The organism is Advenella kashmirensis WT001 (assembly GCF_000219915.2).
In the GTDB taxonomy this organism is placed as follows: Bacteria; Pseudomonadota; Gammaproteobacteria; order Burkholderiales; family Burkholderiaceae_B; genus Advenella; species Advenella kashmirensis.
Window position 1 is genome coordinate 4,001,932 of the sequence record NC_017964.1, and the last position, 20,870, is coordinate 4,022,801.

The 20,870-nt window shown below is 44.3% G+C and carries 13 protein-coding genes; 3 read left to right on the forward strand and 10 right to left on the reverse strand.

The window, feature by feature from the left end; translation table 11 throughout:
• Positions 1–150 precede the first annotated feature (150 nt).
• From TKWG_RS21985 to TKWG_RS21990, 6 genes are all read right to left on the reverse strand, one after another.
• Positions 151–1,779 carry a Hint domain-containing protein gene (locus TKWG_RS21985; RefSeq protein ID WP_014752353.1) on the reverse strand — a complete coding sequence of 543 codons (1,629 nt, stop codon included), beginning with the start codon at positions 1,777–1,779 and terminating at the stop codon, positions 151–153.
• Positions 1,780–2,209: 430 nt separating this feature from the next.
• The gene (locus TKWG_RS18810) at positions 2,210–3,628 is read right to left on the reverse strand and encodes a mannose-1-phosphate guanylyltransferase/mannose-6-phosphate isomerase (RefSeq protein WP_041709646.1); all 1,419 of its coding nucleotides are present in this window, start codon (positions 3,626–3,628) and stop codon (positions 2,210–2,212) included.
• A gap of 243 nt (positions 3,629–3,871) precedes the next feature.
• Complete coding sequence (locus TKWG_RS18815; RefSeq protein ID WP_014752355.1) at positions 3,872–5,725, reverse strand: glycosyltransferase; 1,854 nt, start codon at positions 5,723–5,725, stop codon at positions 3,872–3,874.
• Positions 5,718–6,875 (reverse strand): glycosyltransferase, encoded by a 1,158-nt coding sequence (locus TKWG_RS18820; RefSeq protein ID WP_014752356.1) that lies wholly within the window; start codon positions 6,873–6,875, stop codon positions 5,718–5,720. The genes TKWG_RS18815 and TKWG_RS18820 overlap by 8 nt, the downstream gene beginning before the upstream one ends.
• Before the next feature lie 201 nt (positions 6,876–7,076).
• Positions 7,077–7,724 (reverse strand): hypothetical protein, encoded by a 648-nt coding sequence (locus TKWG_RS18825; protein WP_148274596.1) that lies wholly within the window; start codon positions 7,722–7,724, stop codon positions 7,077–7,079.
• On the reverse strand, positions 7,687–8,871 hold the full coding sequence (locus TKWG_RS21990; RefSeq protein ID WP_014752358.1) for an FkbM family methyltransferase: 1,185 nt from the start codon (positions 8,869–8,871) through the stop codon (positions 7,687–7,689). The genes TKWG_RS18825 and TKWG_RS21990 overlap by 38 nt, the downstream gene beginning before the upstream one ends.
• A 1,142-nt stretch (positions 8,872–10,013) precedes the next feature.
• On the opposite strand from TKWG_RS21990, the gene TKWG_RS18835 reads away from it, so the two are divergent.
• A complete protein-coding gene (locus TKWG_RS18835) occupies positions 10,014–10,337 on the forward strand; it encodes a YfbU family protein (protein ID WP_264300255.1) in 324 nt (107 codons plus the stop codon).
• A gap of 379 nt (positions 10,338–10,716) precedes the next feature.
• On the opposite strand, the gene TKWG_RS18840 is transcribed toward TKWG_RS18835, so the two are convergent.
• The 3 genes from TKWG_RS18840 to TKWG_RS21995 form a co-directional block, all read right to left on the reverse strand.
• Positions 10,717–12,216, reverse strand: a complete 1,500-nt coding sequence (locus tag TKWG_RS18840; RefSeq protein ID WP_014752360.1) for a heparinase II/III domain-containing protein — start codon at positions 12,214–12,216, stop codon at positions 10,717–10,719.
• The gene (locus TKWG_RS18845) at positions 12,195–13,796 is read right to left on the reverse strand and encodes a heparinase II/III domain-containing protein (RefSeq protein ID WP_014752361.1); all 1,602 of its coding nucleotides are present in this window, start codon (positions 13,794–13,796) and stop codon (positions 12,195–12,197) included. The genes TKWG_RS18840 and TKWG_RS18845 overlap by 22 nt, the downstream gene beginning before the upstream one ends.
• Positions 13,797–14,137: 341 nt before the next feature.
• The gene (locus TKWG_RS21995; protein WP_014752362.1) at positions 14,138–14,761 is read right to left on the reverse strand and encodes an LbetaH domain-containing protein; all 624 of its coding nucleotides are present in this window, start codon (positions 14,759–14,761) and stop codon (positions 14,138–14,140) included.
• A gap of 284 nt (positions 14,762–15,045) precedes the next feature.
• Between TKWG_RS21995 and TKWG_RS18855 the strand changes: the two genes are divergently transcribed.
• Both TKWG_RS18855 and TKWG_RS18860 read left to right on the forward strand, forming a co-directional pair.
• Entirely contained in the window at positions 15,046–15,915 is an 870-nt protein-coding gene (locus TKWG_RS18855) for a hypothetical protein (protein WP_148274598.1), read from the forward strand.
• A gap of 92 nt (positions 15,916–16,007) precedes the next feature.
• On the forward strand, positions 16,008–16,817 hold the full coding sequence (locus tag TKWG_RS18860; protein ID WP_148274599.1) for an alpha/beta hydrolase: 810 nt from the start codon (positions 16,008–16,010) through the stop codon (positions 16,815–16,817).
• Between the two features lie 639 nt (positions 16,818–17,456).
• Here the strand turns inward: TKWG_RS18860 and TKWG_RS18865 are convergent.
• Positions 17,457–20,861 (reverse strand): glycosyltransferase, encoded by a 3,405-nt coding sequence (locus tag TKWG_RS18865; protein ID WP_014752365.1) that lies wholly within the window; start codon positions 20,859–20,861, stop codon positions 17,457–17,459.
• Positions 20,862–20,870 lie beyond the last annotated feature (9 nt).

The following is a 20,870-nucleotide window of genomic DNA, read 5'->3' on the forward strand; positions in this document are numbered from 1 at the left end:
AGACTCAATCAATGCAAAGCATTGCCTATAGCACAACACAAATAACAAATGGGTAAGCAGATAAATCTGCTTACCCATTTTTCTACTTACCCACAGCGGTCCTGATATTGATGACTCAAGCCCACATATCGGGTGACTAACTTACGTGCATTACGCAGCTTTAACAGCTTTCTCTGATGCTGTCTCGAGCCAGTACGTGTACGTACGCAGCACGGTCAGTTCCAGTGTAGCTTTACCGGCTGACTGAATAACGCCAGCAGGAATTACTGCAGAGCCCGTTGTCCAGCGCATGGCAGTCCCTTTTACGTCCTGGGGCTGGTTCATGCCGCTGATACGGCTGTCCATCAGATCAATATCGTGACGGCCATTGCTGTCTGTGAAGGCAATAGCTGACAGGCCAACACCAACGCGACGGATGTCACGACGTGCCAGATGCGTTACGTCACGCACCAGTGAAGAGCGCGATACGATACGCACGTCACCGGCGTTTTCTGGCAGTTCAAAGCGGTATACGCCTTCTTTGACGAACTCTGGTGTTGCCTGAATGATACGACCGTTCACTTCTACGCACAGGGCTGCGTCTGTAGTGCGCTGGGCACCTGTCAGCAGCTCTGCACGAGCCAGCAACTGCTTGCGAATGGCTTCAACAACAGCGCCTTCACGTGCAATAACGATGCCTTCGATGTTCGGACGGCCTTCTGATGGGCCAAAATCCGGATTCATGGCAACTTCATCTGCATTCTGGAACATAGAACGGTTACCCATATCTACGTAAGACTCTGCAGGCACGCCTTCGGCCAGGATAATATCGAACTGCTCCAGCTCAACGTGGAAATACTCAAATGAGCGACGATCAAACTGCTGAACAATTGTCTGGCCATTGACCAGCATCATTGCAGGAACCAGCGCGCCGTTGAACTCCAGGTGGTGACCAGGAGACACGACCAGATCAGCGTGAGGCACATTGTCTGCAATGGCGTCTTTTTTGATCAGGATAGGGAATGCGCGTACGGCATCCTTGGCAGGAATACGGTTTTTGTACAGTGTGCGATGACCCAGCCATTTGACTGTTGCAACGCCGCCAGAGGCAGTAATAACTTTGTCGCCGGCTACCAGAGATTCAACCGTTTTTTCGCCTTCAGGTGTAGCAATGTGCGTGCCTTTGAGGAAGCAAGCATATGTCATGGAACCACCATTGAAAACGACTTGAGTTGGATCCAGACCATCGGCATTGAAACGACCGACGGTAAGACCGTTTGCGTCACGGAAAATCAGATCACCATTGACGTATTCACCGCTGGTTGCTCCAACCACGTTAATCTGGTCACCAGCTGAAATATTAGTAAGGTTAGGGAAACCCGACAGATCCAACGTCAAACCGCCTGAGTCAAACGTAAAAGTTGACGTACCTGTGTCACCCATGTCTATATTGACCGTGTTTAGCGCGCCAAGATTGATAGCTGCGGGAGACATCGTAAACGAAGAATTATCGCTCAAATTGTAGTTAAACGTGTTCCCAATGTTAACGCCAGCAAGACCGCCCATGACCACATCAACGTTTTCGCCGATGTTTACATTTTGCGTAGTAACCAATCCAAGCGCTACAGTTTGATTCAGCGTCAAAGCACCAGGCAAATCATCAACGTTGGTAATATTCAGCGTCTTAGTACCTATGGCACCAGCGCCTACGCTGACGTCCAGTACGGAATCGTTGGGATCCTGATTTTGATCATAATTTTGAGTGCTTGCACCCAAGAGTGTAAAGTCAATAGTAGCCATTATTCACCTATCCATAAAAGTTGAATTTATTAATTTTGGTTGCATGAATTGCAACTCGAAGCACATCAACTAGCTATACAGATATATCTCGACACAACTACCTGAAAAATAGACGTTTATACGTACGAATTTTCAATATGTCGATAAAACCGGAAACATTTCATGGGTAGACTCCCATTCATTTGAAATATTTCGTATGTGATTATTACATGGGAAATCTGATGAAACAAGTTTGCATAGTCCTGAATGATTGCTTATCGCGACAATTATCTCTGTTTAGCTCTATTTTTAGGGTAAACACCTAGAAAAAATGTCATTGTATATTCAGGAATATGACATTCTAGAGTTGATGCGGCATTCAAGACGGGTAGATCCGAAAAAAATATGTTCAAACGTATTCAACTGCAAGTTAACGCAACTCACCCTTCCCTTACACTTCGTCACCCACTCGACCATAGTCGTCGTCAAATCGAATAATATCGTCCTCTTCTAAATATTCTCCTGATTGGACCTCAATGACTTCCAGGGGGCAATCTCCGATATTTGCCAGGCGATGGCGTACACCCACCGGAATATAGAGGCTCTCGTTCGCATTTAACACCTGCACCGCATCATCCTTGGTAATTTGTGCCGTGCCCACGACAACAACCCAATGCTCTGAACGATGCTGATGCATCTGCATACTGAGCGAGGCCCCTGGCTTGACCACGATTTTTTTTACGATAAATTTCGGGCCCTTCGTAATAAGCTCATATGTTCCCCATGGACGGTACACCTTACGGTGGTTCGTTGCCTCGGCATGTCCGCATTTTTTTAAATCCGCAACAATCTGCTTTATGTCCTGGGCTCTGTTCCGATGCGCAACCAGTAAAGCATCGACCGTGTCTACAACGATGAGATCATCCAGACCAAGCGTTGCCACAAGTCGCGATTCTGACAACGTCAACATGTTTGTGCAGTCTTTGGAAATAACTTCACCAATGTTTACGTTACCATTGGCATCCGGATGCGAGGTTTCCCACAATGAATCCCAGGAACCGATATCACTCCATCCGGCATCAATATCCAGCACCACAGCTTTTGCCGTTTTTTCCATGACCGCGTAATCGACAGATATAGCGGGAATTTTTTCAAATAATTCGCGATTCAGTCTTATAAAATCCAGATCTACGCTGGACTGCTTAAGCGCCTCATAACAAAATACCAGAATATCCGGGCGGTATTTCCTTAACTCCGCTAGATAGGCACTGGCCTTGAACAGAAACATCCCGCTATTCCAGACATATCCGCCGCTATTTACATAGTCCTGAGCAACCGAAAAACTGGGCTTTTCGACAAACCGCTCTACCGGCTGAATACCGTCGCCAAGTCGGCGCTTGATATAACCATAACCCGTTTCCGGATGGGTGGGCTTGACTCCAAACGTAACAAGTTCGCCCTCCTCTGCAGCGTCGGCTGCGAGCTTTACGGCTGCAATAAGCTGGTCTGTTGAAGCGATCACATGATCGGAAGGCAGAACCAGCAAAAGCGGGTCCAGACCCATTTCAAACGCCCGTAGCGCAGCCACTGCGACGGCCGGCGCCGTATTACGACCGCAGGGCTCCAATAACAAGGCCGATGGCGTTACGTTTACCTGGCGCAGGTGTTCTGAGACGATAAAACGATGTTCTTCGCTGGCAACCACGATTGGCGGTCGATCAGCAAGCTCGGCAATACGCAGCCAGGTTTGTTGCAACAATGAATGTTCACCCGCCAGGGTCAAGAACTGTTTAGGATACGCTTCCCGGGACAGTGGCCATAATCTCGTGCCAACCCCGCCTGCCAATATCACTGGTATTATTAGACTCATTATTTTTTCCAGATCGATCACTATTGCAGCTGACGAAAATGCCGTCCGCTATCAAGTTCCTTCAGCCGCAGGCTAACCCCGACAGTATAACGAACAACTGATGTACACAAGACACACCGCAACCATTTCTCCACATGTGCTGCGATTCCTGCATCAATCACAGCGCCGTATCAAAAATATCCTACACTAAATTTGCCTGAGGTTCTCTGTACAACTCCCACGCGAAAACCAGTGGAGAATGCATCAATATCCATACTTTTTTCTACAGGCACTTTGTGCGTATGCGTAGGCGACCCGACACATGTCTGCAATTTTTGTATTCTGTGCGTCCGCATCATCATCAGCTGCCGTTGCATAGCCATCATCCGGCCAAACAAACATTTTTTCAGCAGCAATGCCTATGTCGGCCAGGCTGCTTCGTTGCGCCTCGGAAGTAACGATGATGGCATCTGCATCGAGCATGCACTGATGATCTCTCTTCGTCCTGGCCTGGCTCAATGAATGAGTCGGAGCAGAGAAACTCGTTGCATTCACTCCAGCATCGAGCTTCTGGTACACCAGCGGGATCCGCATTGCGCTTGCTATTGCCAATCCGACTAAAGCCAAATCGTAGCCACGCTCGCCCTCTTGAACATGTATCAGTTCAGCACCCTCATTCGCAAAAATATCGGCAGCCAATACCGCCGCAAAATTAAGCTGGGCAGTCACGGGAATCGGCTGAAGTTGCTCTACAGACAGGCAATTAAGGTAATAGCACGCGATATTCTCATGAACGCGTCGCTCCCAAGGGAGCCCTTGCTCTCCTTTCTCAGGATACCCTAATGGCAAAACGACAAAAGGCCAGTTTCCGTCCAGCGTCTTCTGAATGCTTACCAGATCCCAGCCCAGATCTGATGTCGTGTCGTTGTTTTCAATATCTATATATCTCAGAAGATGACCAACTTTCGGTTGAAATTCGTCCTTTTTCCGTGTTTCTGGACCCCGCTCGATACGCGAGACACAAGGTCGCCACGAAGGCATGGTCTCTTTTACCAATGCCAAGGCGTTTCGTGCCTTCATACACAAGCTTGCGTCTTGAAACCGGTTCAGAATATTGTTGGCGGTGGCCGTTATTTTTTTTATGTTTCCGCGCGCCAAATAATACTCAAGAGTGGCGTCAAATACAGCAAAATCATCAGGTCTCTTTTCCGCTAATTTTGCGAAAGAAAGTTGTCCCAAATCGTCGGGTAATTTAGCAGCCTGTACGATCAGTGCCCCTGAGTCTGCGGCGAGACGCGATTCAATCAAAGTCTCAAATGCAAAGATTCGCTGCGACACCCGTACGGAATAAATTTCGTCATCATTGGCAAGCGTCACCACCGCGCTAACGGCTGCGCCCGGAGGAACTAATTGAATGAGTGCAATCAATCTTTCATAATCTTGGTATTCACATTTTTGAGCGACCGGCGTCACAACCAGGACATCCTTCCCTGCCGCATCGACCATTCCCACTATTGAGCTCGATACTACACTGTTGACCTCCAATGGATTAGCATCGCGCCCGAGAAACCTGATTTCGATCCGAATACCATCCTGCTTCAGTGCCTTTTTCCTTAACACGTCAAAAGAGAATAAGCTCCGCCAGAAGGGCAGGACTTCATACGTCTCCGACCTGGATTCTTTTGCACTCAAATTCCAACTGATCTCATCTGTCGGTATGCGGCGGATGTCCAAGCATTCGATAGCACCTACAACTTTTATTTCTGGTGACGTTTTCCAGGGATACAGTCTGATTTCGAGCGAACGAGCCCCATCAGGTGCAACGATCACTTCCTTAATCCAGGGTGTGGCTTCGTTATCTCGCTTTGAAGCTACATAAACGTAACTGCCATAAACCGCTGACTTTGAAACGCCTTCATAAGTTTGCTCAATAAGCGCACCCTGACCGTCGAAAAAGCGGATCGTACAGACCAGTGCACGCTCATTGACAGCTTCATCGGCATCGATAGCTATCGCACGTATCTTTAACAGATCGCCTTCGCCCACGGGGAAGGTCTCTGATCTAATAAATGCGGGCTGGTCCTTACTTGCATCTAACAACGGTTGGCTATCAGACATATTGGCCCGCCTGTTCCACATCAGTCTTAGAAGCAAACAATCGCTGCGTTACAGTCTCAAAAAAAAGGCTGGAAATTCGATTCGGCCGGTAAGTTTCCAAGATTTTTTCAAAAACACTGTCATCGATACGGTAGGTCAGCGACCGGTCCAATGCATCAAGCAAATTGTCTCCATCGCCTCCTGAATATAGCAAATGGCTATCATCAGCAAAAGTCTGAGCGACCCCGGCGACGTTGGGTGCAACCAGAGGTTTTTTGAAAGTTGCTGCCAGCAAGGATACGCCAGAATTGAGCGTCTTTACGTACGGAGCAACCAATACATCAGCGGCGTTGAAAAGAGTCTGTATCTCTTTTTCCTGCATTGCACTCTGAATGAGACGGATCTCGGGCTCGTATGCAATCGCATCCAGTATTTGACCGACATACTGTTTGTCCACGGGATTGCCAGCAACGACTAAACGAAAACGCCGCAACGGATAACGCTGCTTTAACGACCGAAATGCATCGACCAGTTGCAGCACTCCTTTGTATGGCTGCAGAGCACCAAACTGAACGAACGCGAATTCGTCTGGTTCCAATCCTAAGTCCAGGCGGGCTGCCGCCTTGTCGCCCACATTGGCATACCAACCTTCATAAGAGGGATGGGGAACGAAAAAAATCTTATCATCCGGCACAGCGTAATACTTACGTGCTTCCTCTACAGACTGTTCTGAAAGAATATGTATCGCATCGGAGTTTTCTACCAGCACCCGGCGCAAGGCTATTTCCGCTTCAGGAAAATGAGTGTTATGAGGCAAAACATTATGGAGCGTCCAAAGAATCTTGTGACCTCCGCGCCGCCAACGGAGCATCTCCTGCTCGAATGCTACCACGCGCTCTTGCGTTTCAACTTGAGTCTCACTACCCGCGAGTACAGATGCCAGCCAATGCAAGTGAATTACGGAACGTCCCTTCCAGTTTATGCTGGCCAGATCGGTAAACTGTACCGTTGGCACAACTGCGTAGCCCGCTTGGGAGGCGCGGCAGTACAACAGACGCTGAAAAGGATTGATCTGAGCCAGCGGGGCAAAAGTCAGGACATAAGGGAGGCCAGGTGAGGATTTCGCCTGTTCGCAAACCGCATTAATAAATAGCTCGGCAGGGCTCTGCACTCTGCTTACAAGATCCTGAACCCTCATACAGCAGAATCCGATGCATTATTGAAAAACACCATACAGCCAGCCAGTCCCCGTCTAATAGTTGTATCCGCTAGTATTATTGACTATAACAAATTACTAAAACTCTCTTATATCTTACGAGTTATAAGTTTATTTGTCTATATGTAATACCCCCCTTTTTTCCACCGTGCGGGCTCATTTCGGGTGGCTGGGACGGCTGGGTCCTTCGCTCGAGTCAACTACGGTTGCAAAGACCTGTCTATTATTAAACTCTGCGAGTTGCTGATTCAAAGCTTCCAAGGCAGCTCTTTTCTCCTGGATTTGCTCCGCCGCCTGATCACTATCCAAGTCTTTCAATAACGGAGTGCGTTCCGAATATATTTTCTCAATATCGCTACGGTATTCAATCAACTTATCCAGCTTCTCCTGATTTGCCTGCAGCGGCGCCAGATTTTCCATTTTCTTCTGGATTAACGTATGTAATTGTTGCTCATTGTCTCGTTGTTGTTGTTCCTGAAGTGCTCGTAGGCCCTGGATATACGCCTCGAACTCAGACTTCAGCGTCTCAATTTCTTTAGCGTGCTCGATACGTTGTTGCTCCTGTTCCGCCGTTTGCTTTTCCAGCATTGCCAGTTGTGATGCTCGTGATTGCAATTGCGATGTCAACTCTTTATTCTGCTGATCATGAGCAGCCAACAAGCTTGCCCGCTTTTCCAGCTCGGCATGCAACTCTTGTTGTTTTTTCTGCGCTTCACCTACCTCTACCCTCAGGCGTAGCAACTCGGCCGTATCTCCATCCTTTTCCTTAATCACAACAAGCAGTTTGTCTTTCTCTGTCTGCAACAGCTGCTGTTTTTTCTGTGCTCAACTCGGCCGCATCCTCATCCTTTTCCTTGATCACAGCAAGCAGTTTGCCTTTCTCTGCCTGCAATTGAGCCACCTCAGACTGAGTGTTCTCCAGAATAAAGGACATCTCCTCTCTTTTCTTTTTACTGTCTTCCAGAGCCGACTTCAACGCCTGTTGACCATCCAGTAACGCCTTTTGGCTGCGATTCTCTGCCCCCAGGCGCTCCACTTCGGCAGTCAACCTCTCCCGCAACTCAATATCGGCACTGCCTGCGTGACTTCGTTGTGACAGCTGCTGCGCCTGGAATTCTTTTTCGCTTCGCTCCCGGGCGATCTCATCTCTCAGACGCTCAATCAGTTGATCGGCACTGGCTTCTTTGCGCTTTGCCTGATCCAGCTCCGTTTGCAAACGAATAATATCCGTCTGATCCGCAGCCGCAGTATTTACTTGCAATTGTTCTTGCAAGCGCTCGTTCTCCGATTTCAAACTGCTACTTAACTGACAAATCTCTCGATACTTCATTTGGCAATCAACTAAGTCTTTTTTTATCCTTTGGTTGGCTGCCAGCAGATCATACTCGTGTTCTACGCGGTTCAACGCTGATAATGCCATGTGGTCGTCATCGTTCAATTTCGTTTTATGGATAAACAAGTGAGTAGGCGTGGCGTTGAAAGTATTGCGATAGCAATACCCTAAAGTATTCAAATAAGAAGATATTTCTATGAAACTTTCCTTTGTCTGCGATTCTACGTAGAGCATTGGCAGATTGCTTTCGATGACTTTTTTTCCACCTTTCAAAACTTCCAGTTCCATTCCCTCAACGTCAATCTTGATTGCAGAAACTGGAGCAGAAATGCCGAAAGAGTCGAGCGTTCTGACCTTGATCCGGCCGGTCCCTGTTCGCAATGACTGACCGCCTAGATTTTCCGGAATGGCATGGTCAAATTCTGCAAAGCCGGGCTTTGCGCCCAAAGCAAAAGCGTAAACAGTTACTTTTTCCTCCAAACCAGCTTCACTAGCCGTAATATCCATGGCGTGGGCCAATTCGTCATTCGCCTCAAAGGCAATCACCTGGCACCCCATAACCTGAGCAAGATAAAACGTGTGGTTCCCAATATTGGCCCCACATCCACTACTGTGCATTCGGCAGCTAACCGTGACTTCATATCGGTCAGCATAGACAATTCGTACGGGACTCCCTTGGTCGCCAGGTTTTTCTGTATGTAGTCCCGGTCCGGAGAGGTCAAATAGATTGGGTAATCCACACCTTCTGCCGTTATAGTTGCAAAACGCGGTTCATCGGTAGGTTGGTTCACGGTCGAAATTCTCTGGCAAAGTTAATGAAGTTGATGCCGCCGCATGACGCGACACTGTATTGGGAAAGAGCAGTATATGCAATGAACATTATAATTTTACGAAAGAATCTATGTTAGTCTCAAAATGTAAAAGATTCGACCGTGTTATCTTAATAGTAAGCGTTCAATAAGGCGGATTATCTGAGCCTAACGGCTTGAGTTGGTAAGCACTCAGTAAAATCAATCTACCCAATATCCGATCTCGCACGCACCACGCCCGTTGGGGGCGTGGGCAGCGCACTGAGGTCTTTTAAGTGGACCATAGCGCTCACATCATTTCTCTTGGTTGCTGACTGATTCAAGCTTACTACGGTAGAGTTGCGGGCTACCTATCCATGCTAGTACCGACACGTCTCCAGCAGAGGCAGATTCCTTTTCATACGCTTCCGATGGCGCACGGTTTGTCAATGGCTTAGAGAACTTATCGGGAACATTACTCGATCAAGTGAGCCCCAAGGTTTCTTACGCCTCGACTGCATGGATCATAAATTGCACAACAGTCTCCTCGTGCATTCTCTCCAAGCCCCAATTGCGAGAATTAACGTCAATACAGCATTCCCGCAAGATGCATTTCGATGGGAAATTTCGCAAAAAATAGCGAAAAAATCGTTATAGCAAGATTGTGTAGAATTGGACAAAGCCCAAATCGGAAAATCAATATGAAACATAAATATGATAAAATCAATCATTATGTTAATAAATATTACTAATGTAAGTGGCGACATATGGAATCCAACACCGAAAAAATTATTCTTTCAATGGTGTGTCAAATCCGCAACCATGTAAAAGTCCTCTGGACGAGCTTGATTTAGATTTCATAGAGGACGCCATCAGGTATCGTCAATCTTGGGCGTTAGCATGGAAATATGGTCCTAGTTTAGGCCTAACTAGGGAAAAGAGTCGCCGAAAGTTGCAGAAGACGCGGACATTTTGACCATGTGGCGCAATATCGAAGAAGCTTGCAGTAACCTGTCTGATCATGAAATAAATGAATTGGTTGCCGGAATCCCAGAGCAGAGAAGTATCACCTTCCAAGGGTTTGATGCGGGGGAAGAACCTGAGTTCCTTTTCATCGCGTTATTCATGATCGAGAAATTAGAGCTTTTCAGAGAATTCGACTATCGTGACATCAATTCGCGAACACCAACAATAGATGATTATCGAGCGATGCATAAAGCCTTCGATACAATATCGAGTCAACGAAAAAGAAGTCACTTGACCCTGAAAGAAGTGACTGGGATATTGAATGCTTAGAAAAATTAGCTATCTCAGAAACCAAAAATAGCTCTGCGAGATCATCCTGCATGTAAAAATTTTACATTTCAATCTTCGAGCTTGATGGCAAACCGATTTACTTCGGCGCTACCTACGTAAACATTCAGAAAACACGCGCAAATACGACCGTGTTAGCGGCCGTTAACTTTTTGTCCGCAATTTAAAGAGTCAAGCGATGTGGCAGCAAGTAAGTGCAGAAGCTTCACAATCGCTGCTTGCGTAATGGCTCTGCATTTTATTTTCAATACACAAAACTAATGCGATGGCGACAACCAAGGTCTGATGTACGATGGTAGTCGCTTCGCTTATATCAAGGTTGCTTTGCCTGACTTACAACTGATCAACTCAATTCACTTAGTTACGATCGAGAAAAATGGATGCTGGTCTCTAACTCCCAAGAACTCACTTCCCCAGCGTCCACTACAATGACCTGGCTATTTTCCTTATGATTGAATTTTCTGGATACGAAACTCTCCCAAATTCTACTACCACTGCCGCTATATGTGCGAATTTGAAATGGGCGATCTGACTTTATAGCCATTATCATGGATCGGCCAGATTTAGACACAACCCTCAGTAATTTATCACTCAAGATTTCAATTTTTTTATCTAAGGGAATATGCCAAAGGCAAGCAGCGAGGTGGCAATCCGGTGCAAGTGACTTAAATGTATCTACAACTTTTACTCGAGTACCTGCAGAATGAACCTCTCGTTTCATGTACACGTTTTTATACACATCAAGCTCAGCATGATAAACTTTTTCGCCAGCGTCTTCATTGGCTACAATTTCTGTTAAGTTCCACTTCCTCTCTAGTTTCTTCCAAGTGTCGCTAAGCTCGGCCTTTCTGAGTTGCATAACGTTATGAGCTGCACGACTACGCATATATTTGCGAATAGGGTCGGTCTTATTATAGTTATACATTCCAGAATCAATTAACCAGTCCTCGTTTCCGAACATCAGCACCAAGCTTCCATCATCCTCCTGCCGATGGTACGAGCTAACACTCCCAGCCTTAAATATAAGATGGAGTCCAAACCTATAGTTCCGCGCTTCAGGCCAAAAATTTCTGATAACGACCCAACCCGCGTCCTTAAAGCACATTGCACGTTTGGGAAACGGCTTACCCCGCACACCAGCGCTTAAAGAATATTGAAGATATTCGTAGGCTTCCGTACGACCGAACATTTGACGAAAACCATCTGTTATTGGCAATTCTTCTGTATCTCCCAATATGGGTAATTTTCCATCGGGCCGTAGTATGTTGGCCAAGAAAATTAGCGCTCGGCTAGCTATATCTGTAAACTTGTTCCTCAAACTGTCCCCCAAGACCTCCGCAGGGTACTTGCCAAGTATCTTGATAAAAATTTTGAACACGAAGACGTGGTACGCCGGGCTGTTCTCGACATGAACGCCATCCTCACCAAAAGAATAGGTCAATTCATCTTCCAGTCGTTGGTTAGCCGTCTTGAGCCATTGATCTGCATTCAATGCGTATCCTAACAGCAGCAGCACCCGTACTTGCTCTAGACCATGATTCGTATGCCGTGAATAAAACCCATCATCTGCTAATTGAGTTCCGTGGCTGTTTAGAAATTCATTCCAAAAATCCCACTTCGGGACAATGTGCTCCTTGAACCATTCGGGAAATTCGTTGTGTGCAAACGCAAGGAACATCAATACTTGTTCCAATCGCAGCGCCGTACCTTGATCGTGCCACACAAACTCGTGGTCCTTATTTTCTTTCTTTGCATAAGCAAACCAAGATTCAATGACGCATGCAATTTTGTTTAGATAAAGCTCGGCATTTTCTTTAGTTATAGCAGCGATTATATAGCTTATAAACGAGAGCCAATGCAAGCGCCATTTCCATGTCCGATTTGTGAATGGATCCATATTCCAATCGAAAATTTGACTTGCTTAAATGTACCAAGACATAAGCCCCCTTCTTTAACAAACGCATTACCTCGGACCTTAAAATTTTCATTCCGCTGCAGCTGACCAATTTCATCGCTTAATATGTTTAATAATTTAGGACACATTGTGCCAGGAGAAATCAGCAAAACATCATCTTTAGTTGTCGTTACATTCACATCTGATCCGATAATATGGTTTGCTTTGGGTGGTTCTGCAAAGAGCGCGCCGAAAGTTAATTTTTCAATATTCTGTCCTACTCTATAAAAGCACATCGCATTTTTTTCGCTATCGAGAATAGATTCTCCCAATGGGTATTTTTTATCTGGCTCCCGAACTATCCAACCGTGAGTTACATCAGCGGATATTGGCCTGAAGGCAACCCGAGCCGGCTCCGAGCGATCCTTAGAAACAACGACCAGCCGCTTGAATAATTTAGGTGATTCATCATGAGCCATGATTCCATCGTTCACAAGCGACCAACTTGTTTCTTGGGGCAATCGACAAAACATAAATGGGATATTGTCTTGCCCTTTAAACATTAGAAACGATGGGGCAACCTCGCTAACTTCTATATCGGGTGCCAAGCAAAACCTCTGCTCCAAAGCCCAATCTTTTTCTAAAAGCGAACTTTCTAAGACGCTATCTTCAACCTCAAAAAAGCAATCATTTCTTATTGTGATTACCCGCTGTAATTGGCCCTTTATACCCTTTAATACAAAGGTATAACAGATCCTATCACTGAATTCTTGTACGCTTGCAGCGCTTTCAGCAGAGGCAACGAAAGACGCTACAGTGCCTGATTCGTCAATAAGTGCGGCAGTATTGTGTTGCTTGTCGGATTTATAGATTACATTAGCTTTGACTGCAGAATAGCCAGGATCAATGAGTACTCGTCTATTTTTTATAGAATAAGTGAATGACCCATCGTCGTCTTGTTTATGTACCGTTGAATGTCGACCAATCGTCAAAGAAAAGTGATAGCAATCGTTTTTATCAAAATAAAACCCTGCTTGTGGAATAAAAAGTCTTAATACCTGATTATGTCTTATCAAGGATAAGATTCGCTTTTGCTCTTCGTTCAAAAGACTTTCCAGTTTTAAGCGATGGCGCTCCGGAAACTCATAGGACGACTCACCCAAGGCGAGATAGCAGCCATCAGACTCCTTACTGGCTTCCATTAAAACCAAAGTTCTAAAGGCAATTTGCTGTTCAAATAATTCTAAACTTTGCTCGTCAATTAGAGAGGGGTGGTCATCAATAATTCGCTGGCAAACAATGGCGTTATACCATTGATAACTGATCGAATGCTCTTTGGTAAAACCCGCATTATCAAATATTCCCAATATTTGCTTTCGGAAGCGGTCTGCTCCTTTTTTATAAAGCGCTAAATCTCTATCAAATTCAGGCACTTGTAAAGATAGATCCATGAGCGCCTGATCAACCATTAAACCATGATTGCTATTTTCAATATAAATACCATCAGAGGCAAGTCGGGCAGCATGACGCCGGATTGCTCGTTGCATGTAAAGATTTTGTTCCTTACTCAGTTTCAGAACACCGCCTTTCCTGCTCGCCATAATTCGATTAATGACCGCATACGTAATATCGTAGTGTGGTCTCCTAAACCCTCCCAATATGGCTTTGAATAATCGTTAGAGTAAGCTAGAAATTCCGATAGAATTTTCCCGCTAGCGAACGTGATTTAGCGTCAATGTTTTTATTTAGCAAATACGACGATAGCCATCGCAGCGACAGAAAGTCATGTCGCCAGTATCTATTCTTATATGGATTTTGTTGCCAAAAAATCGGAAAACTCAACTTTACAGGTTTAAATTGAACAAAACGATAATAAAAATTATCCCCTTTATACTCTAGTCCCATTATCCGATTCCCGTATCATTTTAGAAAACAAGTCACGCAGCTGTTTTGAATTCAAATCTTTCAGATGAGTCCAAAAAGATTTATATTTTAAACAGTTGTCAGGAGTAATCTGCCCAACTTTTGTTGCAGGTTGACCAGCGTAGATAGAAAATGGAGCGACATCCGTCGTAACCACAGCGTTCGCTCCTATCACCGAATACTTGCCTACCACTAACCCACCCAAGACCCGCGCTCCTGCAGCTATATAAACTCCCTCTTCTATCGATGGTGCGAAAAATCTTGTACCATTCGCATCAACCCGAACTTTTCCTGGGGAACCGCCGATTGTCACGTTTTGCCCTATGGCAACGTTATCCCCTATAATTGCGTCTTTGTGCACGACAACGCCGATACCGCCATAAGCGAATTTAACATTTAGACCTAGCTTACATTCGGGGTAAACAACCGAATTGTGAAGCAAATAAATTAAATTCTCGTATTTTTTTGAAGTGATAATTTCTTGGTTTTTTACATATGGTTGCGCCATTTTCCATAAGTAATATATCGACGGGATTGCCTCTCCCTTGTCGCCAAATACCTCAGACCAGTGTTTGCTCAATCTATCCATCAATATCCTGAAGTCGTCATGCACTCTACAGTGCACTATTGTTTACGGAATTTAACTAGCGATTATAACGGATTGAGATTATTATTTAGTGGCATTCGCTGAGTGCACCAAAGCCAAAGATTGGTTGTTAATTTCAAACAGCATATATTGAGAATTTATGTAGAAACCATTTATCGGTATGGTTTGCTAAGGTAGGCTACAATTTGTGCTAACAAACTACCGATTTAACATGAAGCCAACTCATTGCAGTAAATGGCCAGTTTAAATGACTACAAGGGCAATCGATGAACGAAGGGAAAATATTTCAATCCATTAAAGACGGCGTCGCACATATAAATAACGGCTTCTTCTACGTCGCTCGACAAGGAGTGCTTTTCCCGATTTGGGTTTGTATTCAAAACCCATCGAATAGTTCGTTAACAACATTTTTCCCTGGAAGTACTAGACGCGACAAACCGCTTCCTATTTTTCAGCGCAATAGCTACTCAAGCTCTTTGGAATGCGACGTAATTTGCACGGCCGATCCAACTCTAAATTTCTCTAGTGATATAACTATGGCATGGTTCGCGGGTGATCGCTCGATGCATTACGCAGACCTCATTGGCCAAATATTGAACGAATATATATCGTCCAAACAATATAAGACAGTGCTTTTCTATGGTACTTCTGCTGGCGGCATCCCCGTGCTTCACGCGGCCAACCGCATTACTCATGAGAACGTTGTTGCTTGTATTGGCAATGCACAATTGAATATCTTCAACTATTATCCCAATCACTTCAAAAAACTCCGTGACGTAGCATTCGTCAAGATGGACCCAAAACTATTTCAAGAGAAATACCCTCAACGAATTAACGTAGTAGGCATGTCGTTCTCCTTTAATTTAGTATGCCTGCAAAACACCGTCGACGTTCATCATTACGACAATCATTTTCATCCGTTTAAAAAGCAATATAATTCAAATAATGCAAATTCTCTTTTTATCGAATATGAGCATCAGGAGTCTGGCCATCAACCTTTACCTAGGGCAAATGAGATTGCCCTCATACAAGCCTTAAGTAGCGGGCGGGAAGTGGATCTTGCTGGAATTCCTAATGGGCGTCTATCCGATAACTCAACCAACGCAAGTAATCTACAACACGTCGCGACTGAGTAAAGGCCGAACCGTAAATTCTCCTAGATTGTACATTCGTTTCCACGGAAGCTAGTGCATCAGTACCATATTCACGATCACCCTCGGATAACTCAGTGGTTTTCTCTTTAAATACCAATTACAACTCTACGCTCAGAGGTTACGAAGGCACAGTCATTGAAAATAATCGGACAATGCCTTTCCTGTTTTGCCCGTCTAGCAATCCCGAACGAACGAGATGTTTAGTAATTCTGCACGGACATGGAGCAAACCAAAACTTTGCAAATTTCAGAGCAGATGATTGGTCGATCATTATTCCATTGGACCGACATGGCACCGACGGATTGGGGTCGTGGTGGTTTGGTGAATACAAAGATCCATTCACATATCGCATGCTGCAACTTATAATCCAAAACTTAAAGAGTATTTATAAGTTACCAGCCATCTATATTTGGGGCTCGTCAATGGGCGGCTACGGTGCCATTTTACACGGCCTAGCCTGCAAAGCACACGCCGTATATGCACATATTCCTCAAACAAAGCTTGCGGGAACACATTACACTGATGGCCGGAACAAGAGATTTTTTTCTCCATTGGTGAGTAAGCGGAAATGGGCCTTCAGCACTAACTCAGTATTCACAGAACCGCACGTAGACTTATGCAAATATCTGGCAAAATTCAGACCACATAAATCCCCAGTATTTTTTCTCACACAAAATACCTTTGACTATCCTTTCTATGTCAGAGAGCACTTACTTCCGTTTGTCGCACGATGCGATGAATTAGGATTCGCATATTCAGTAACAATGCCTTTGATCAAAGGCCATAAATTATTTTTAAATATAGCTCAGGCCGTCGCACAGAATTTCGACAAGGAACATAAGAAAATTAGGCAATGGAGAATTCAGGGATCAATTGATACTTAAATGGCGAAGATAATCAATCTACCACTCTTAAAGTATCGAACTACGACATAGGTGTAAGTTGCGGCGCCAGAAAAATACTGCATAAATGATGAAGCTATGTTTCCTCCGGTTGAACACCGATCGGCAACCTGGGCGACTCCTCGCTATCTTTATACACAATTGCTATCCAATACCAGTATTTAGTCCCATTTCTAGCATGTTCAACTGAGTTCAATCCTCGTTTAGGTTTTTTTATTTTTAGAAATTTTTCTGCGGCTACTGCGTTATTCGAATTTCGATAATAAATACGGATCTCTAGAATAGAGTCGAGTTTTGAAATATAAAACTGGATCTCTGAACTTCCAATGCTATCGTTTACTCTACATTTTGACAGGTCTATCGTTGATTGAACACTTTGGTCAGCGCCTCCTCTATTGTCTTCTTCGATTAGGTTTCCAGAATTTACTCCGCTCTCAGTTGCAGTCAAATCTCTGAGTGGAGGAGAGTTCGCTGATGGGTACTTCGCGCCGCCCATATCTGAGGCATGCCAAATTCGTTGGGCAATGACTACCAATACCGTAACATACACGAGAAATATTATCGAAATAATAAGAGTTAAATTTTGCAATCAATACCCCAAAACTGATGCACTTGTTACTATTAGGAGACGAATAAACAAATTTCCTTGCCTATAGTGTTTTCAAAGTTGCTACGATTATTTACGTGTGAGCTTGCAGTAGCAGACAGCGAAAGGAACTTATCTGGATTGCGGTAAAGATCTTCTACGGCGTCCGCTATTTTAATAGGGTCTTCCGGAGGAACAATCAGGCAATTCGTGTCGTCTACAAATTCCGGGATAGCAGCAACATTTGTTGTAATAGGGACGAGACCAGATGACATTGCTTCATCCCTTGACACTCCCTGAGTATCCATTCGCGTTGGAACCAGAAAAATTCCGTTTTGGCTATGAAAACCGGCAATTTCTCTATGCGTCAGAAACCTCTTTATCAACTGCACGTTTGTAAACTCCCGCAATGGCTTGACTGTATTGTCAAAAAGTTCGCCATCACCTACAAGGGTGAATTTCAATTGTTCAAAAAACGGCCGCTTAGATAATTCTAAGATAGCAGCGACGGTTAAATCATTTGCATAGACTAGCTTTGCGTAAGGTCGGATGGACAATAGCTGAAGACGACTTTCTGGATTCTTAGCCGAATAAGTGAAAATACTAGGATCAATAAAATTACTTATCACTGAGTAAAACTGATTAGGTATCTGAATGCCTAAATCGTCCTGAGTAGTGTCCGCCAACCATTGCGATACAAATACGAAGTGCAAGTTAGGATGCTTAAGAGAAAAAATATCTCTCCAAAACTTAGTACGGTTATCAGAGAGTTTTTTCTGCCGCTTAATCTCGTTAGGCGCCATATTCTTAAATTCAAAAGCTCGATGTTTCCAATGCTGGATTTCCGACCCATGAATCCACACGATTATCTTTGCAGCATCCAGATACGGTCTTAATGCTTCCCACATTTTCTCGTCTAAAATATGCACCATTACTGTCTTGAATTGGCCCGTAGACAGGGTTGATTTCAATAAGTTGTGGTCTCCGGACGCAACATCAATACCCTCGAACTCACGATAACAATTGACATCGTCATTTGTTAGTCGATACATATCGGAAAACGCCGCGTTATTCTTATACGCACGAACCCTAGAATGAAGAAAACCATATTTATAAAGATCATGATAATCGGGATACTGTTTGCTCACAATTAGTCGATTACTTTTTCCTATCACAGCAAATGGACGCTCACCTTTTGAGCCACAAACCAGTTTTTCGAGCGAAATTTGACCGCTTGCCTGAATTTTCAAACCAAATCGAACGTACACGCAGTTCTCTGGGATCGCGAGGGCATGAGTATCACCAGCTTTATTTATGGAATGAGCAATTTTTTTCTCGTTTTCATCTTGGAATTCAAACACCGTAGAAACTGACAAGCTCCCAGAACAATGCAATTTGAATTCGCTATTGAGAACCAAATTTAACTCATCTCTTCTAAAGTTCCTATTGGTGTAGACATACGCGTGCTTATTCTCGGGTAATTTGGATACAATTTTAAATTTATCTTTGGCAAGCGAAAATTGAATTGTACTAGAGGCCGGTTTTGGTATGAACTCAAAAAGCTGTTGAGCAGTTAGGCCTAATTCTTTTTGAGGCGCCGTACTGCCAAACTCCATCTCGTCCATAGGCTGTAACCCCTCAGCAATCGAAATCAACTGATTTGAGTAAGATACACCTTTATCCTCCACTGATAAATCACCTACCCAAAAAAGCAATTTTTTTACATCAGCAGCTGCACCATTTTTACAATAATGAAATTCGTCAGTTGCCACCATGTCTCCATTGGCATAGACTAGATTACTTGGATCATCATATATATCATTTACAAGCGTATTTGTTAATGCACTTCGCCGAACGATAGAAGCTCGAGCACATAGTGTCGTAGCTGGTTTATATTGTTGCCCGTCGCCTTCCAATACGATTTGGTCGCCATGGAACGAGTAGTGAGCACCCTTGCCGATTATGTTTACATGTGTATATTTGACAGCCAATGCCAAATCTGACAAGTACTGCTCGCCGTAGTAATCCTTCGAATCAAAAACAGCAACAAATGCAGCAAACTCCATCTCATTCAAAAATGAAACAAATTCATTTTTATTTTCAAAAAAATGATAATTCTCTCCTTCAAACCGAGTTAATGTACCGATCGAAGAAAGTATCAATAGTTGTTTATTGTCGTAGCATTGTTCATTAAAACATTTTCGAGCTGCATTGTAGTCTTCAACAGAATTCACTTTGGCAACGACGAATATTTTCGGTCTGGTCACGGAATAGGTTTTATCCGATAACTTTGCGACAATATAGGCTAAACGATGAGAATATGTATGCTCCGAAAATACCTTCCTTAACCCAAGCAGTCTGAATTTTTTAAAACTAAGTTCGTCATTGCAAAACGCCTCCAGTTGCGAACGCAACTGTGCTGAACTATCAGAAGAAACGACTAAATCACCAAATAGCAATCGGACACCCCGCGAAAAATTAGATACCACTACGGTATTGGATGCCAACAGTTCAAATACTCGCCTAGCGAACATAGTCTGTGATTGTTTAATGGTGTTCATATTGATACCGTAGCGGTATCCTTTATAAGCTTTATCAATTTCAGAAAATGGCAATTTTCCTAGGATAAAACGTTTGTATTTCTCGGGAAACGTGTAATGGGGATGAGGGTTATCAAAATTTCGGTCGAATATCTCCACATCTCTAAATCTCTCCACGGTATCAATGAGTGATGCAAAATCACGCTGGCGTTCCGGATAACGTAAATAATACGACCCTGCAAAATTGAAGGCGTCCTTCCGCTCGTATATTTCAATCGGATTATGGGTCTTCGGTTGTGCTGCGAATGGCAGAAGATACACGCGACTATGTCCAAGCTTTTTCTTGTACTTAGGAATACAATCAATATCAGTGGTAAATACAAAATCCACCATGCTAGCCAATGGAATAAATGTCCCGAAATGCACGGGATCTTCTTTATTCCAAAACATAGTTGCAATTTCATTCTTCTTACACCACGCAATAGCCCCCTGAATTTCCTCTTTTGCATTGCTAATTTTTGTTTTCCAAAGTCCGTCGAGTCCTTGCCATGCAGATTCGATGAACAGCAGGTCCGGCTTAAATTCCTCAAGTTGAATTTCCCAATTATCGGGATTGAGTTGCAAAATTTCAGCTTCGGGTGCATAAGAATGGTACGTAAATTCGTCCATCACAGCAGCAATTTTTAGCTTTACGGGCGCCTGTTGCGTATCGAGCAGATCACCAGTTTCGCGCAGGAGAAGTTGCGGGCTAAGTGCTTTCGTGACACTAGCCGATTTATTCATATCGCGGCTATCCGCCAACAGAGATTTTTTTTCTCTTCGAATTTTGGCATCACGGTATATCCGAACGAGAGCCCCTGGCAAATTGATGAAGCCTCTGAATGATTTTGTTGCTTGCAATATTGCAAA